This is a genomic window from Deferrisoma palaeochoriense, from assembly GCF_054656955.1.
Genome location: NZ_BAAHXI010000010.1, coordinates 25,371 through 41,438 on the forward strand (window position 1 = coordinate 25,371; position 16,068 = coordinate 41,438).

General features: G+C 70.6%; 14 protein-coding genes. 2 read left to right on the forward strand and 12 right to left on the reverse strand.

Annotated features, from left to right (window positions below; genetic code table 11):
* Window positions 1-121: 121 nt before the first annotated feature.
* The 12 genes from ACYQ8L_RS04470 to ACYQ8L_RS04525 all read right to left on the reverse strand — a co-directional run bounded on the left by ACYQ8L_RS04470 (window position 122) and on the right by ACYQ8L_RS04525 (window position 13,556).
* Window positions 122-1,687, reverse strand: a complete 1,566-nt coding sequence (locus ACYQ8L_RS04470) for an AMP-binding protein (RefSeq protein WP_459940570.1) — start codon at window positions 1,685-1,687, stop codon at window positions 122-124.
* 137 nt (window positions 1,688-1,824) lie between these two features.
* Complete coding sequence (locus ACYQ8L_RS04475) at window positions 1,825-2,751, reverse strand: DMT family transporter (protein ID WP_459940571.1); 927 nt, start codon at window positions 2,749-2,751, stop codon at window positions 1,825-1,827.
* Window positions 2,748-3,995: an MFS transporter gene (locus ACYQ8L_RS04480; protein WP_459940572.1), complete on the reverse strand. Its 1,248-nt coding sequence runs from the start codon at window positions 3,993-3,995 to the stop codon at window positions 2,748-2,750. Before ACYQ8L_RS04480 ends, ACYQ8L_RS04475 begins: the two co-directional genes overlap by 4 nt.
* Complete coding sequence (locus ACYQ8L_RS04485; RefSeq protein ID WP_459940573.1) at window positions 3,988-4,410, reverse strand: MarR family winged helix-turn-helix transcriptional regulator; 423 nt, start codon at window positions 4,408-4,410, stop codon at window positions 3,988-3,990. Before ACYQ8L_RS04485 ends, ACYQ8L_RS04480 begins: the two co-directional genes overlap by 8 nt.
* Before the next feature lie 33 nt (window positions 4,411-4,443).
* The gene (locus tag ACYQ8L_RS04490) at window positions 4,444-5,706 is read right to left on the reverse strand and encodes an MFS transporter (protein WP_459940574.1); all 1,263 of its coding nucleotides are present in this window, start codon (window positions 5,704-5,706) and stop codon (window positions 4,444-4,446) included.
* A 114-nt stretch (window positions 5,707-5,820) separates the two neighbouring features.
* Window positions 5,821-6,600 carry a DUF169 domain-containing protein gene (locus ACYQ8L_RS04495; protein ID WP_459940575.1) on the reverse strand — a complete coding sequence of 260 codons (780 nt, stop codon included), beginning with the start codon at window positions 6,598-6,600 and terminating at the stop codon, window positions 5,821-5,823.
* A 16-nt stretch (window positions 6,601-6,616) separates the two neighbouring features.
* Window positions 6,617-6,913 (reverse strand): DUF2442 domain-containing protein, encoded by a 297-nt coding sequence (locus tag ACYQ8L_RS04500; RefSeq protein WP_459940576.1) that lies wholly within the window; start codon window positions 6,911-6,913, stop codon window positions 6,617-6,619.
* 8 nt (window positions 6,914-6,921) lie between these two features.
* Window positions 6,922-7,191: a DUF4160 domain-containing protein gene (locus ACYQ8L_RS04505; protein ID WP_459940577.1), complete on the reverse strand. Its 270-nt coding sequence runs from the start codon at window positions 7,189-7,191 to the stop codon at window positions 6,922-6,924.
* A gap of 122 nt (window positions 7,192-7,313) precedes the next feature.
* Complete coding sequence (smc, locus tag ACYQ8L_RS04510) at window positions 7,314-10,892, reverse strand: chromosome segregation protein SMC (RefSeq protein ID WP_459940578.1); 3,579 nt, start codon at window positions 10,890-10,892, stop codon at window positions 7,314-7,316.
* Between the two features lie 163 nt (window positions 10,893-11,055).
* Window positions 11,056-11,490 carry a hypothetical protein gene (locus ACYQ8L_RS04515; RefSeq protein WP_459940579.1) on the reverse strand — a complete coding sequence of 145 codons (435 nt, stop codon included), beginning with the start codon at window positions 11,488-11,490 and terminating at the stop codon, window positions 11,056-11,058.
* A gap of 118 nt (window positions 11,491-11,608) precedes the next feature.
* Window positions 11,609-12,616 carry a cytochrome c biogenesis ResB family protein gene (locus tag ACYQ8L_RS04520; RefSeq protein WP_459940580.1) on the reverse strand — a complete coding sequence of 336 codons (1,008 nt, stop codon included), beginning with the start codon at window positions 12,614-12,616 and terminating at the stop codon, window positions 11,609-11,611.
* 157 nt (window positions 12,617-12,773) lie between these two features.
* A complete protein-coding gene (locus ACYQ8L_RS04525; RefSeq protein WP_459940581.1) occupies window positions 12,774-13,556 on the reverse strand; it encodes a cytochrome c biogenesis protein in 783 nt (260 codons plus the stop codon).
* Window positions 13,557-13,840: 284 nt separating this feature from the next.
* Between ACYQ8L_RS04525 and ACYQ8L_RS04530 the strand changes: the two genes are divergently transcribed.
* Window positions 13,841-14,632 (forward strand): putative hydro-lyase, encoded by a 792-nt coding sequence (locus ACYQ8L_RS04530; RefSeq protein WP_459940582.1) that lies wholly within the window; start codon window positions 13,841-13,843, stop codon window positions 14,630-14,632.
* Between the two features lie 75 nt (window positions 14,633-14,707).
* Window positions 14,708-16,027, forward strand: a complete 1,320-nt coding sequence (locus ACYQ8L_RS04535; RefSeq protein WP_459940583.1) for an ABC transporter substrate-binding protein — start codon at window positions 14,708-14,710, stop codon at window positions 16,025-16,027.
* Window positions 16,028-16,068 lie beyond the last annotated feature (41 nt).

Here is a 16,068-nt window from a genome sequence, read left to right on the forward strand (position 1 = left end):
TCTTCGGTCGCCGGTCTGAAGGTCCGCCATCAGGACGCGGCCGGAAACCCCAGGGCCCTTGAGTCTCCGTGTCCTCCGTGCCCTCCGTGGTAACAACCTCCGGCCGTCGCTCCTTGCCCCCCTACCCCGTCCGGGCCCGCTCCCGGAGCACCCGGTGCAGGATTTTGCCCGTGGCCGTGCGGGGCATCTCGTGCTCGGCGATGAACTCCACGATCTTCGGCCGCTTGTACCCGGCGATCCGGCCCTTGCAGAACTCCTGGATCTCCCGGGCCAGCGCGTCGGAGGCCGCAAACCCCGCCCGGAGCACCACCACGGCCTTCACCGCCTCCCCCCATTTGGGGTCGGGCACCCCGATCACGGCCACGTCCCGCACGGCCGGGTGTTGGGCCACCACGGCCTCGACCTCCGAAGGGTACACGTTCTCCCCGCCCGTGATGATCATGTTGGCCTTCCGGTCCACCAAATAGTAGTAGCCGTCCTCGTCCCGGCGGGCCATGTCGCCCGGGCTGAACCACGGGCCCCGGAAGGCGTTGCGGGTGCGCTCGGGGTCCTTCCAGTACTCGGTGAACATATGGGGCGTGCGGGCCCAGAGCTCCCCCACCTCGCCCGGCGGCACCTCGTTGCCCTCGTCGTCCAGAAGCCGGATCTCGTCGATGCCGTAGATCTCCCGGCCCACCGACCCGAGTTTCTCGAACTGCTCCTCAGGCCGGAGCAGGGTCACGAGCCCCGTTTCCGTGGACCCGTACGCCTCCCAGAGTTCCACGCCCTGGAAGTACTCGAGCATGGCGAGCTTGAGTTCCCGGCGGGCGGGCGCCGAGGAGACCAGGAGCTGGCGGATGGAGCCCACGTCGTACCGGGAGCGCACCGCCTCGGGGAGATCGAGGATCATCACGTAGTGGGTGGGCACCAGCGAGGTGAAGGTGACGCCGTGGGCCGCGATGGTGCGCAGGAGATCCTCGGGGTCGAAGCTCCGCTCGTTGTACACGACCACCGGCGCCCCTACGTAGGTGTAGCAGAACGAGTAATAGATGGAGTTCACGTGGGCCAGCGGCATCACGAGGAGGGGCTTGTCGTCGGGCCGTACCCCGGTGTTCACGTTGTTCAGGAGGTAGTGGGCCACGTAGCTTTCGTGGGACCGGACCACGCCCTTGGGCGTTCCGGTGGTGCCCGAGGTGTAGAGGATGGTCCAGGGATCGGCCGCGTCCACCAGCCGGTCCGGCTCGTCCGGCCGGCCCCTCGCCAGGAACTCCTCGTACCCCACGTAGCCGGCCGGCGCGGGGCCGTCGCCCAGGTACACGTAGGTGCCGACCGTGGGCAGCCGGTCCCGAAGGCTTTCGACCGCCTCCACGAACGGCGCCTCCACCAGGAACACCCGGGCCTCGCAGTGGTTCACCACGTGCTCGATCTCGGGCGGCGCGAGCCGGAAGAGCACGGGCACCGCGATCTGCCCCCCTTTGGCGCAGGCCGCGTACAGGTCCATCCACTCCACCCGGTTGTAGGCCAGCATGGCCACCCGCTCGCCGTACCCCGCGCCGGCGCCGGCGAGCGCGTTCGCCAGCCGGCAAGCCCGCTCGTTCCACTGGTTGAAGCTGAAGCTCCGGTTCTTGTCGGCGCACCCGAGCCGGTCGGGGTGGTGGCGCGCATGCATCTTGAGCACGGTGCCCAGGGTGGGCCAGCGACTACGCATGGTCAGTCTCCTTTCTAACGGGGCCTCTCATGGGTGGGGGGCTGGCGGAGAGCCGAGTTGGGACCCGCGGGCCGGGCAGGGAGGTGACTCTGGAATCCCAAAGGGTTTCAGCCGCCTGGCCGCGTAGCCGCCCCGCTTCACTCCGGAACCGGCAGGTCCGCCGCCCGGCGGGGACGGTTCACGAGCACCATGCCGGCGCTCACGAGGGCCAGGGCCACGAACACGGCGGCGGTGATCGGCTCGCGCAGGATCCACACCCCGCTCACGAGCACCCCGAACACCGGGGTGAAGAACGTAAACCCCGCTAGGAGGCTCACCGGGTACCGCTGCACGAGCTCGAACCAGACGAGATAGCTCAGAAACGCCACCACCACGCACTGGTAGGCCAGGGCGAGGAACCCGGCCGCGGAGGCGCCCCGCACCGGCGCGGGCTCCAGGAGGGCGCTCAGGAGAAACAGGAGCGGCGCCGAGAACCCGACCTGGTAGAACAGGGTCTGCAGCGGCACCGCCACCGCGGTCAGATACCGCTTGATGTAGAGCGTGGTGGCGGCCCACAGCGCCCCGGCCGAGAGCAGCAGGAGGTCCCCCGGCAGGGTCCGCAGGGTCACCTCGCCCCAGTCCTTCCCGAACAGCACCACGACCCCGGCGAACGCGAGCACGAGACCCAAGGCCTTCCGCCGGTCCATGGGGTCGTTTCCGAGCCAGAAATGGGCGCCCAGGGCCGTGAAAAACGGCTGCGTGTAGAGAAACACGTAGGCCCGGGAGGCAAAGGTGTAGTTGAGCCCCAGGTAGATCGCTCCGAACTCCAGGCCGAACAGGGCTCCCACCACCACGCCGTGCCCCAGGGCGGCCCGGCTCGGGAAGACCGGGAGGCCCACCACCCGCATCCACACCCACAGGCACCCGGCCGCCACGGCCGAGCGCACCCCCGCCTGGAACACGGGGGCCACGTCGCGGGCCGCGATCTTGATGGCGGCCATGTTGCCGCCCCAGAGCAGGGACAGCCCCAGGAGGATCAGCACCGGCCCCAGGGGCAGCCGGCCGGGGCGCTCGGCGGCGCTCATGGGCCCGCACCCTCGGCCCGGGGAAGCCGCAGGGAGAGCGCGGCGCCCAAAAGGGACACGCCCGCCGCCAGGGCAAACGCGGCCACGAAACTCCCGGTGCGGTCGGCCAGGGCGCCGCCCACGGCCGGCCCCAGGGCCTGGCCGATCCCGAAAAAGAGCGTGATGAACCCGAGGCAGGCGGGCGCAAGCCGCGGCCCCACGTAGTCGCCGGCGGCCGCGGCCGTGATCGTCGGCACGCTCCAGGCCGTCACCCCGAACACCACGGCCGAAAGGTAGAGGCCGAACCGGCCCGAACTCAGCGCATACACCCCGTAGGCGAAGGCGAGCACCGTGTAGGCCAGGGCCGTGGCCCGGGCCCGGCCGATCCGGTCGGAGATGCCGCCCCACAAAAGCCCGCAGAACGTGCTCAGGGCCCCCACCAGCGCCCACAGCCCCCCCGCCTCCCCGGTGCCGAACCCCCGCTGCTTCACGAGGTAGGCCACGAAGAACGTCACGTAGATGATGTAGGAGAACCCGTACATGAAGTACACGAACCCCAGGTACCAGACCTTTCGCTGGCGGTACACGAGCCCCCACTGGAGCACCCGGGCCCGCCCTCCCGGGGTGCCGGCGGGCGGCGCGACCGCCGGATCCTCGCCGATCGGCCGAAGCCCCACCTCGGCCGGGCTCGTGCGAAGGAGCGCCGCAGCCACCGCCGCGATCGCCAGAACCGCCGCCCCCAGCACGAACCAGGCCGTGCGCCAGCCCTCGGGGCCGCCGGCCTTGAGGATCGGCGGCACGATGAGCCCCGCGATCATCGTGCCCGCCCCGATCCCGGCGGTCACGATCCCGGTCGCGAGCCCCCGGAGCCGAAGCGCAAACCACGCCGCCCCGAGGGCCATGGCCGGCACGTAGGCCGCCCCGTTCCCGAGCCCCGTGAGGGTGCGCATGGCCAGGGCGAACCCGAACCCCCGGGCCACCCCCATGCCGGCGAGGGTGAGCGCCATGAGGACCAGGGCCGAGGCGATGACCCGCCGGGGCCCGAACCGGGCGGCCAGCATGCCCCCCACCAGGGCCATCACCAGATACCCCACGAAGTTCCCCATCTCGAGGAGCCCCAACTGGGTGTAGGTGAACCCGAGCCCGTCCTTCATGGCCGGCAGGATCAGGGTGTAGGACATCCGGCCGAACCCGTGGGCCCCAATGGTCACGAGGAGCCCGGTGAAGATGACGACCCAGCCGTAGTGGACCCGCCGCTCACCCATGGGGCACCTCCTCGAACTTCGCCACCACCCGGTCCAGCACCCGGCGCTCCTCGTCGGTGAGCCGGACGAGAAACGCCCGGTTCGTCTCCTCGTAGATCCGCCGCAACTCCCCCTCCAGGGCCCGGGCCTTCGGGGTGAGCCGCACGTGGACCACCCGGCGGTCCTCCGGGGTGGGCACCCGCTCGGCCAGCCCGTCGCGCTCCAGCCGGTCGAGGATGCCCGTCAGGGTGGATTTGTCGAGCGCCACCGCCTCGGCGAGCCGCGAGATGGGGATGTCGTCCTCCTCATAGAGCGCGATGAGGAGGAAAAACTGGGGCTGGGTGAGGCCGTAGGGCTCGAGCCGCTCGCGGTAGGCGCGGGCCATCTGGCGCGTCACCTTGCCCAGCGCGAAACACAGGCACTCCCGAAACAGCACGGATCTCTCCTTTTTGCGCGGGGGCGGGCCGGGTTAGGCGGCCCCCGCGCCCTCCCCCCGGGCCCGGGAGATCGCCAGGCTGAGCCCGGCCGCCGCGGCCGAGAGCGCCCCGGCCAGGGCCAGGGCCGCCCCGTAGGAGCCGAACCGGTCGAACACCGCGCCTCCCAGAAACGCACCCAGTCCGCCGGCGGCGTGGTGGACGAAGGTCACGGTGCCCGTCAGCAGCGCGATGTTCGCCACCCCGTAGCGCTTTCGCACCAGTACCGTGGTGATGGGGGCCGAGGCCATGAACGAAAACCCGTACAACACGGCAAACCCCACGGCCGGCCCCAACCCCGGGAGCAGAAGGACCCCTGCGAAGATGAGGGCCCGCAGGGCGAACGACGCGGCCAGGGGAACGCGCTCGTCCATGCGGTCGGCGAGCCACCCGGACAGGAGCACCCCGAAGAACGAGGCGGCCCCCATGACCGCCTTGACCGCGCCACCGGCGAGGAGCGTTCCGCCCCGGTCGAGGAGAAGGGGGACCACGTGGAGATCGACGAGGAAGTCGGTGAAGCCGCAGATCGCGTAGACGGCGCAGATGACCCAGAACGCGGCCGTAACCACCGCCCCGGCCCGGCCCATCCGGGCCCCTTCGCCACCGGGCGACGGCCGCGGGCCTTGCGGATTCCCCTCCCCCACCCGGCCGAGGCCGAACGCGGCGGGTTCGTCGTGCACGAAGACCAGGGCCAGGCCCACCGCGAGGATCAAGAGGACGGCGAGGCCCCCCAGCGCCCACCGCCATCCCAGAACCTCGGCCGCCCAGGCCACGGGGGAAAGCAGGGTGAGTTGGCCCGCCGCGATGCCGGCGAACCCAAGCGACATAAGTAGTCCCGTGCGGCCCGCGAACCACCGCCCCACCACGCTCGCCAGGAGCGTGGGGCCGAGTCCGCCGAACCCCACCCCGGCCAGGAAGCCGTACCCCACGACCAACGGCCCCAGGGAGGTGGCCGCCGCGGATAGCGCGACCCCGGCGACCAGAAGCCCGCCGAAGAACCCCAGGAGCCGGCGGGGCCCGAACCGGTCGTACAGGGCCCCGGACAGGGGCATGGTGAGGGCGAAGCACCACATGTTCGCCGAGTAGGCCCAGGAGCCCACCTCCCGGCTCCAGCCGAACTCCTTGATCATCGGCCGGAAGAGCACCCCATAGGAGAACCGCACCGCCCCGATCGCAAACAGGACGAACACGGCGCTCCCCAGCACCCACCAGCCCCGGTGCCCCCACTCGCCCTTCCCCCCTCGGGCCGACCCGTCCATGCGCGCGCCTTTCCGCCCCCGCCGGCCGGCCCAATATTTCGCACACAAACCGTCTTGTCAAGAAAAAGGCGGTTTCATTAAATAAAACCGCCTTCCTCGGTTCGGTCCGTCCCGTCAGTCCGGGGCGTGGGTCGGGTCGATCCCGTAGTACTTGGGGGGCATCTGGGGCTCGCTCAGGGCCGCCAGGTTGGGCACGGGGTAGCGGTAGGCCCCGCCCCGGCGCACGTGGTTCAACCCGGCGGCCACCCGGTCCAGGGCGCCCGCGGGCGCGGCGAACGCCATCTCGTGGTCCTGGGTGCCCGCGAACACCCGCTCCCCCGGCCCCGGCACGAGGTAGGTGCACTCCCCCGACTGGGCCACCCCGGCGATCCAGGCCGAGCACCCGAACCGGCCCGAACTCACGGAGCGAACCCCGGTGCCCACCCCGAAGTTCGCGGCCTGGATCAGGGCCAGAACCTGGGCCGGGTTCCCGTACACCACCACCACGTCGGGCTCGAACGCGCACCGGTCCAGGGGGGCGAGCCAGATCTCCCGGTACCGCCCCTCGGGCCAGCGGGGGTAGCTCGCCTCCATGGCCCGGGCCACCTCGGGGTCGGCCTGGTAGAAATCGGCCACCTGGCCGGTCAGGAGCCGGTCGGGGGGGATGTGGCCGGCGAACACCTTGGGCATGGGGCACCCGTGGTCGTCCGCCCCGAAGGCCATGGTCCAGCCCAGGGTGCGGGCCGCCGTGAGCCCCTGGCACACGGTCATCCGCCGTTTCAGGTGCTCGAGCGGCCGCTTCGTCTTGGGCGGGGCCGCCTCCCCTTCCGCGGCGAGCCGGATGCCCACGGGTTTCGTCAGCGGTCGCACGCAGGTCTCCACGGCGTCCAGAAAGCGTTGGATCGTCTCGGTCATTGTGCCGCCCTCCACATCAAGCCGCCCGGGACGCCCAGCGCCTCGCCCTTTCGGCGAGCGCCGGGAGGTACGTGTCCCAGTTCCTAAGGGTCTCGGGATCGAAATCCGCGCCGTTCGGCCACACGAGGGTGTGCGCCTCCGGGTCGATCCGAACCTGCCGAAACACCTTTGGGTCTTTCAGTTCTCCGTACACCTCCCCCTCCAACACGGGCCGAAAATCGATCGTCACCTCCGCGCCGTCGTCGAACCGCAACCGCAAGGTGTACGGGCCCTCCACAACCAGTTCGGTCACCTTGTAAATGCCGTGCGTCATCGTCACCCTCACCGCAAAGGCTCGATGGGAAACGGGCGTCGCCCTTGCTGCAGACGCTGCCAGTCCTCCATCAGCTCCTCCTGGTGTAGCTCGGCCCACGCTTCCACGAGCCGCCGCTGCCGGCGCGGCAAGAACCCGGCCACCAGCTCCACCGGGTCAATGCCGAACACGCCCACGTGGTCCTGATAGTACGCGTGGAAATGCGGGACGTGGTGCGGTTCCCCGACCTCGGCAAACATCCGAATCACGATTCCAAAGAAGCGGCACAGTTCCGGCACGCGCGACCTTTCCGCCGACAGCCCATTCGCCCCGACCTGGGGGAACCATACCACGGCCGATCCGGATGGCCCAGGGTCCGGGGAAAAGCCCACGGAGACGGGGTCGGGTCGCCCCCGCTTTGTCAGGCCGCCTCGGCCGGGGCTTCGTCGTGGAGTTTGACGGAGAGGACCCGGCTCACGCCGGGTTCGGACATGGTGACGCCGTAGAGGTGGTCGGCCGCCTCCATGGTGGAGCGGTTGTGGGTGATGATAACGAACTGGGAGCGGGTCTTGAGTTCGGCCAGGAGCTCCGTGAACCGGCCGATGTTCGCCTCGTCGAGCGGGGCGTCCACCTCGTCGAGGATGCAAAAGGGGCTCGGCTTCACCTGGAAGATGGCGAAGATGAGCGCGACGGCCGTAAGCGCCTTCTCGCCGCCCGACAGGAGGCTGATGTTCTGGGGGCGCTTCCCGGGGGGCCGCGCCACGATGTCGATCCCCGTGGTGAGGAGGTCCTCGGGCTCGGTGAGGACGAGTTCGGCCTCCCCGCCCCGGAAGAGTTTCGGATAGAGTTCCCGGAAGGCCTCGCGGACCTTCTCGAAGGTCTCCCCGAACCGCTTTCGGCTCTCCCGGTCGATCTTCCGGATCGCCTCCTGGAGCGACCGGAGGCTCCCCTCCAGGTCCTCGCGCTGGCGCTCCAGGAACTCGAACCGTTCCTTGCGCTCCTCGTACTGCTCGATGGCGAGCAGGTTCACCTCGCCGAACCCCGCGAGCTTGCGGTCGAGGTCCTCCAGGAGCGCCCGGGTGGCCTCCGGGTCGAACCCCTCGGGCACGCCCTCCCGGGCGGCCTCGTCGATGGATTCGCCCGTCTTCTCCCGGAACCGCTCGGCCAGGGTCCGGGCCTCCACCTCCCGCTCCCGAAGCTCCAGGGCGGCGGCGTTGTGGGCCTCCTGGACTTCCCCGAGCCGGGCCCGGGCCGCCGCGCCGGCCTTTTCGAGTTCCCCCACCCGGGCGCGGGCCGTGTCGAGGGCCTCGGCCGCCTCCCGCGCCGAGCCCTCGGCGGTCTCGAGCTCCCGCCGGGCGACGTCGAGAAACGCGAGCACCTGGCGGAGTTCCTCGAACCGCTGGGCCCGCTCGGCCCGGGCCCGCTCGGCCTCGGCCGCGAGCTTCTCCCGGCGGCGGTCCACGTTCTCGAGGCTCGTCACGAGGGTGCGGATCCGCTCCTGAAGCCCCCGGTGCCGCTGCCGGTCCGCGGCGTCCCGCACCCGCTGCTGGGTCACCCGGGCCCCGAGCACCCGGGCCCGTTCCCGGAGGGCCTCCACCTCGGCCTCCAGCGCCTCCGCCTGCTCCTCGGCCCGCCGGTGGTGTTCCGCCGCCTCGAGCCGCTCGGCCTCGAGGCGCAGCCGCTCCTCCCGAAACCGCTCCTGAGCCTCGAGGAGCTCCTCGCGCTCGAAGGCGATCCCCTCGCAGCGCTCCACCAGCCGCTCGCGCCGTTCGGCGAGCCGCTCCAGGTCCCGCGCCAGGTGCACCACCTGGAGCTCCTGGCGGTGGGCCTCCTCCCGGGCGGCCTCCCCCTCGGCCTCGAGACGCGCGGCCTCGGCATCGAGGGTTTCCACCTCCTGCTCGGCCGCCTCCAGGTCCCGCCGGAGCGCCTCGACCGTGCGGCGAAGCTCCCGGATCTCGCGGTTCTTTCGGAGGAGCCCGGCCTGCTCCCCGGCCTTCGCGCCCCCCGAGATCACCCCCTCGGGGCTCACGGTGTCGCCGTCGAGGGTCACCAGGGTGGCCCGCATGCCGTTTTGCCGCCACAGCCCCACGGCGTGCTCCAGGCTCTCCACCACGAACACGTCGCCCAGGAGCCCCCGGGCGAACGCCTCGTAGCCCTCGGCCACCTCGACGAGATCCAGGAGCCGTCCCCGGGCCCCCGGCGCGCCGGCCGGGGGAAACACGGGCTCCAGGCCCGGCCGGAGCTCCACCGGCGCGAAGCTTGACCGGCCGGCCCGCCGCTCCTTGAGGTGGGTCACGGCCTCCAGCCCCCGGTCGGGATCCTCCACGATCACGTACTGGAGCCGCTCCCCCAGGGCCGCCTCGAGGGCGGCCTCGTACTCCGGCGGCGCGGCCAGAATGTCGGCCACCACGCCGCGCACCCCGTTACGGCCCGTGGCCCGGGCCTGGGCCAGCACCTCCTTGACCCCCTCGGCGTACCACTCGAACCGATTCTTGAGCTGCTCCAGGCTCTGGAGCCGCGACTCGTCTCCGTGGAGCTTCCGGCGCAGCTCCTCGGCGCGGCGGTTCGCCTGCTCGCGCCGGCTACGGGTCGCCCGCAGGGCCTCCTCGAGCCGGGCCCGTTCGGCCGCGGTCTCGTCCCGGGCGGCCTCGGCCCGGCGGAGCTCCCCCTGGCGGAGCTCGATCTCGGCCTCCACCTCGGCCAGCCGCTCCCGGGCCTCGGCCTCGGTCCGGTTCGCCTCGGCCAGGCGCCGCTGGGCGTCCGACTCCTGCCGGGCGGCGTGGTCGAGGGCGTGGCCCAGCCGGGTGACCTCGGAGAGCGCCTGGAGCACCTCGCGCCGGCGGGCCTCCAGGGCCCGTTCGGCCTCCCGCTGGGCCTCGAGGGCGGCCTCGTGCTCCCCCTCCAGGGTTTCCAGAACCCCCTCCCGGCCCTCCAGGCTCTGCTCCAACTCCGAGAGCTCCCGCCGGACCGCCTCGGCCTCGGCCGCCAGCTCCTCCCGCCTCCGGACGAGGTCGGCCGCCTCGGTCTCGGCCGCGGTCGCCCGCTCGGCCAGGGCGTCGATCTCCCGCCGCAGAAAGGACGAGCGCTCCTCGGCCTGGGCGATCCGGTTTCGGACCTCGTACACCCCCTTCTGGACCCCCTCGAGCCCCTTCTCCCTCTCCAGGAGGGCGAACCGCGCCGCCTCCACCTCGGCCTCGGTCCGGCTCACGGCGGCGTGGGCCTCCACCAACTGGGCCTCCAGTCCCTTCACCCGGTCGCGGCAGGCGGCCAGGCGCTCGGTGAGCCCGGACCACTCGAACACCAGGAGGGCCCGCTCCCCCTCCCGGCGCTGGGCCCGGAGCTTCCGGAACGCCTCGGCCCGGGACGCCTGGCGTTTGAGGGCGTTCATCTCCCGGCGCACCTCGCCGATCACGTCCCCGATCCGCTCCAGGTTCTGGCGGACGTGCTCCATCTTGCGCCGGGTCTCCTCCTTGCGGGCCCGGAACTTCGTGATGCCGGCCGCCTCCTCGATGAGCGACCGTCGTTCCTCGGGCTTCGCCGACAGGATCGCGTCGATCCGCCCCTGCTCCACCACCGAGTAGGCCCGGCGCCCCACGCCGGTGTCCATGAAAAGCTCCATGATGTCCCGGAGCCGGCAGGGCACCTTGTTGATCAGGTACTCGCTCTCCCCCGACCGGTGGAGCCGCCGGGTGATGGCCACCTCGTGGTAGTTGCCGAACTTCTCGGGGAGCGCGCCCTCCACCTCGGTCAGGGTCAGGGTGACCTCGGCCAGGTTCAGGGGCTTCCGGGAGTCGCTGCCGCTGAAGATCACGTCGGTCATGGCGTCGCCGCGGAGCCCCTTGGCGCTCGTCTCGCCCATGACCCAGCGGATCGCGTCGATGATGTTCGATTTGCCGCACCCGTTGGGCCCCACCACGGCCGTGATGCCGTCGTGGAACACGATCTGGGTGGGTTCGGGGAAGGTCTTGAAGCCGCAGAGGTCGAGCTTTTTGAGCTTCATCCGGCTCCATCCGACGTCAGGGGAGGAGGCGACGCCGGCATGCTACGGGATCGGGGGGGGAAAGTAAAGGAGAAAACACAACGTGCTGTGGCTCTGGTGGCCTCGAACACAAGATCTTGTGTTCTCCCCGGCCCGGCGATGCGCCGGGCCGGGGGACCGAGGGTCAGAACGCGCCGAGCTGGCACGACGAGATCTTGATCCCGAGGGCCTCGCAGGCCTCCGAGACCTTCATCTTGCCGATCCCCCGCTCGGCGGCGATGCGCCACGCCTCGGCGCAGGGAAGCCGACCGTCCACGAGGGCGGCCCGGATCGCGGCCTCCAGGTCCGGATCCACCGACGCGGCGGGTTCCACGATGCTCCGCTTGGGCGGATACCCGAAGAGCCCCAGCTGGCACTTCACGATCGAGATCTCCTGGAGGTCGATGGCGAGCCCCACCTCCGCCGGTGTCGCCCCGCACTCCTCGGCCACGGCGAACGCCGCCGCGCACGCGATCTCCCCTCCCTCGGCCCGCTTGCGCACCGCCTCGGCCACCTCCGGCCGGGGCTTTCGTTCGGGCGGATGCTTCTTCGCGAACTTTCCTTTGTCGAGATGGGTCATGGGAGTGGCTCCTTTCGGCTAGAAAGCTAGAAGGCTAGGAAGCTAGGAAGCAAAAAGCACAAGGGTCTTCTGCTCTTCTGCAACAATACTTCACATCTCTTGCTAAACGCCAAGGGAGCTAGGCCGGGGTCAGGGACCGGCGGGCGAAGTAGAGCGCGGCGGCCCAGATGGTGCCCAGAGTCAGGAGCACCGCGCCCACCAACACGAACCATACTCCTGGGTCCTGGTGTACGTTGTACACGCCGTTGGGCTCGAGATCCAGGTCCACGAGCCGAAGCCCCAGGTCCCCCACCCGGGTCGGTCCCATGCCCGGAGCAAGGAAGACCCGGCCCGCGGCACCGCCGCCCGCGCGCACCTCCACGAGCACCCCCGGGCCAAAATACGGGCCCCATCGCTCTCCCGGGCTCAGGGCGCCCACCGCGGCGAGCCGCAACCCCGGGGCCAGTTCCACCTCCCCTCCCACCGAAACCTCCGCCGTGCCCCGGGTGGTGGCCACCCGGGCGCCCCGCACCACGGTCTGCACCCCCTGGGGATACACCACGGTGGTCCCGTGGATCAGGGGATGGTTCGTGCGCACCGCACCCTCCGCCACCTTGGCCTCCCCCTGCCACAGGCTGACCCGGGTCTGCACGTCCCAGGGCCTCCCGTCCGGTCCGGGCACCGGCTCCACGGCCTCGACCCGGAGGCGGTAGGGCGTTCCCGCGGCCCCGGCCTCCGCCCCCACCGGCACCCGCAGTCCCTGGGCCCGCGAACCGAACCCGCTGCCCAGCACGAACCCGACGAAGATGAGCAAAAATCCCAGGTGCACGAGGACCTCCGCGAGCCCTCGCACCCCCTGGCGCCGCCGCCAGAACCAGTTCAGGGTGCAAAGGACGAGGCTCGCCACCACGAGGTAGGTCAGAACGACGAGGCCGTACACCCACCACGAACCGGGCCACTGGGCCGGCGCCGCCTCCCGGAGCCACACGTTGAAGGGCACGGCGTCCATCTTCATCCAGAACCGGGGATCGGCCCGGTACGCAAGGATCGACCCCGCCGCGAGGTCCAGGCACCACAGCACGCTCAGCACCACAAACGTGCCCGGAGCCACGGCGAGGTTCCAAAGGCTCTGGAGCAGGCGTTTCACGATGATGCTCCTTTGATGGGAGTTCCGCTGGGCGGCTGGGCTGCTTGGCGGCTAGGCGGCCAAGAGCCTTCAAAGGCCAACGTCACCGCCTGTCCCGGCCGGAGGGGTCCCACCCTTTGCCCCCTTTTCTCCGGGTACTCCGTGGTGCCCTTTCCCCCTACCGCAACGGGTGGGAGGTCTCGAACAGGAGCCCGAGCCCGAGGAAGGTGAAGAGCACCAGGCCGAACCCGCCGATGGTGAGCGCATTGAGCCGCCACCCCTGCCAGGCCGGCCGGTGGCGCACGTGGATCACGGCCGAGTAGAAAAACCACACGATCGTGGACCACAGCCCCTTGATCCGCCAGGTCCAGTAGGATCCCCAGGCCAGGTAGGCCCACAGGCTCCCGGCCACCATGCACCAGGTGAACAGGAGATACCCCAGGTACAGGCACTCGTCGAGCATCCGGCGCTCCTCCCCCAGGCCGGACCCCGAAAGCCCCAGGGCCCGGTAGGCGCCCACGAGCGCGGCGAGCCCGAAGAGCCCGTAGGCCGCAAACGAGGTGGCCACGTGGATCAGAAAGAGCGGGGTGTCGAGCGCGGGGCTCAGGGGCTGGAGGTCCATGGATCCGTAGGACGCCCCCCACAGGGCCGCCGCCCCGAGCCCGAGGGCCCCGGGCAAGAGCCCCCGGGCCCGGTACCGCCAGGCGAAATAGAGCGCCATGCCCACGAGCCACAGGGCAAGGAAGTGGAGCGTGGAGAAGAGCCCCGTGACCGGCAGATACCCGGCCTTCCCCCACCGAACCCCCAGGAGCCCAGCTTGAACGAGCCACCCCAGCACGGCCGCACCGAGGCCGACCTTCCCGACCGAGTTCCTCCGTTCCCGGGCGGCCGCGCACAGGAGGGCGCCCAGAACGTAGGCGATCAGGGCCGTGAGATGGGCGGCTTTCGTGAAGAGTTCCATGGGCGGATCACTCCCGACTGGTCGGTCTTGTAAAGCTCTTTCTTCTTCCCGCCGCGGTCCGGGCGCGACCGACGGGTCGCTGCTTCGTCCGTTGCGGGTGACGACATAGGCTCCGGCCGCGTCCGTCACCCCGAGCTGTGAATCCTATCACACATCGCCGGGCGCGGTCGCCCCGGATCGGCGGGGGGCGCCGCGACCCACAGTCAAACTGCGTTTCTTGACAACCATTCCTTCGTCTGTCATGAATGGGGCGCGTCCTTCCTCCGCCCGATCGGAAGGGTTTCGTGAAGCGCTCGGCCACCCCCAACTCCCCCAGGGAACTCCGCCGACTCTGCCGGTCCGGGGACTGGACCGCCCCCACCGCGAGCCTGTGCCCCGGCTACACCCAGGTGAACCTGGTCACCCTGCCCGCGGCCTGGGCGTTCGAGTTCTTCCTGTTCTGCCAGCGAAACCCCAAGCCCTGCCCCGTGCTCGAGGTGCTCGAACCCGGGCAGACCGAGCCGGCCTACCTGGCCCCCGGCGCGGATGTGCGGACCGACTGCCCCCGGTACCGGGTGTTTCGGGGGGCCGAGGTCCACGAGGTTCAGAACATCCGCGATCTCTGGCGGGACGACCTCGTGACCTTCCTCCTGGGGTGTAGCTTCACCTTCGAGTCGGCCCTGCTGGAAGCCGGGGTCCCCGTACGGCACGTCGAGATGGGCCGGAACGTGCCCATGTACGAAACGGGCATCCCCTGCGAGCCCGCGGGCCGGTTCCGGGGGAACCTCGTGGTCACCATGCGGCCCATTCCCGCCGACCTCGTGCCGAGGGCGGTCCAGATCACCTCCCGGTTCCCCGGGGTCCACGGGGCCCCGGTCCGCGTGGGCGACCCGGCGGGCCTGGGCATCGCCGATCTCGCCCGCCCCGACTTCGGGGACCCGGTGGACATCCGGCAGGGGGAGGTCCCGGTGTTCTGGGCCTGCGGGGTCACACCCCAGGTGGCGCTGCGAAACGCCCGGCCCGAGCTCGCCATCACCCACGCGCCGGGCTGCATGCTGGTGACCGACCGGATGGACCGGGAGTGGGCGGTCTTTTGACCGCCGGTGGGTTCGGAAGGGCCCCTGTTGCCCCCCACGGAACGCGGCGCGCTGCGCCGGAAAGGAGAGGAGGACATGAGAACCCGAACGTTCTTCACGACCCTGTTGTTCTCGGCGGCCATGCTCCTCGCGCCCCTCTGGACCGCGCCGGCCCGGGGGGCCGACAAGGTGGTCAAAATCGGGGTGATCTACCCGCTCACGGGCGGGGCCGCGGCGGCGGGCCGGGAGCTCCGGGCCGGGGTGGAACTCGCCGCCGAGATCATCAACAACGTGATGCCCGGGATCGACATGGAGATGGCCAAATCCGCGGGCATCCCCGGTCTCGGCGGGGCGAAGATCGAACTGCTGATCCGCGACCACGAGGGCAACCCCACCCTGGGCGCGGACCTCGCCAAGAAGCTCATCCTCGACGACAAGGTGGACGGGATCCTGGGGTGCTACCACAGCTCGGTCACGAAGACCGTGAGCGCGGTGTGCGAGCAGTACGGGGTGCCCATGATCAACGGCTCGTCCACGTCGCCGGCCTTGACGGAGCGCGGGTTCAAGTGGTTCTGGCGCACCACCCCCCATGACCGCTGGTTCACCAAGGACCTGTTCGAGCTCCTGAAAGGCCTGACCGAGGGCAAGGTGCGGGGCGTGCCCGCGGTCCCGAAGGACGAGATCGGGACCATCGCCTCGGCCTGCGAAAAGACGGAATGGGGCTCCCACGTGTCCGGGCTGATCGAGGAACTCGCCAAGGAGTACGGGTTCAAGGTCCGAAAGTCCATCCTGTACGCGGCCAAGTCGGCCGATCTGTCGAGCGAGGTGCGCTCCCTTAAGGCGTCCCGGGCCGGGGTGTATCTGTTCGCCTCGTACACCTCGGACGCGATCCTCATGGTCAAAACCCTCAAGGCCCAGCGGGCCGCGCCCAAGGTGATCTGGGGCCAGGACGCCGGGTTCGAGAAGCCCGAGTTCCGCGAAACCCTCAAAGACGACATCGTGGGCGTGCTGACCCGCACGGTGTTCCTGCCCAAGGTCGCCGAGGTGAAGAAGGTGGCCGGCCAGGTGAACAAGCTCTACAAGGAGCGCACCGGCCACGACCTCGGCGGGGCCTCGGCCCGGGCCTTCACCGGCCTCCAGGCCTGGTACCACGTGCTCAACAAGGCCGGGTCCACCGACCCCAAGGCCATCCAGAAGGCCGCCAACGAGATCGTGATCCCGGGCTCCGAGCTCGTGGTGCCCTGGGCCGGCATCGATTTCGAGAACACCGGCTCGGAGATGGGGCAGAACGTCCTCGGATCGGGCCTGATCGGCCAGTATCAGAAGAACGACAAGGGGGAGATCACCCTCGAGATCGTCTACCCGTTCGACCTGGCGACGGCCGACATGATCTACCCCTTCCCGGGCTGGAAGTAGGGCCCCAACCCCGTGGAGACCGCCGGGGTGCCCGGCGGTCT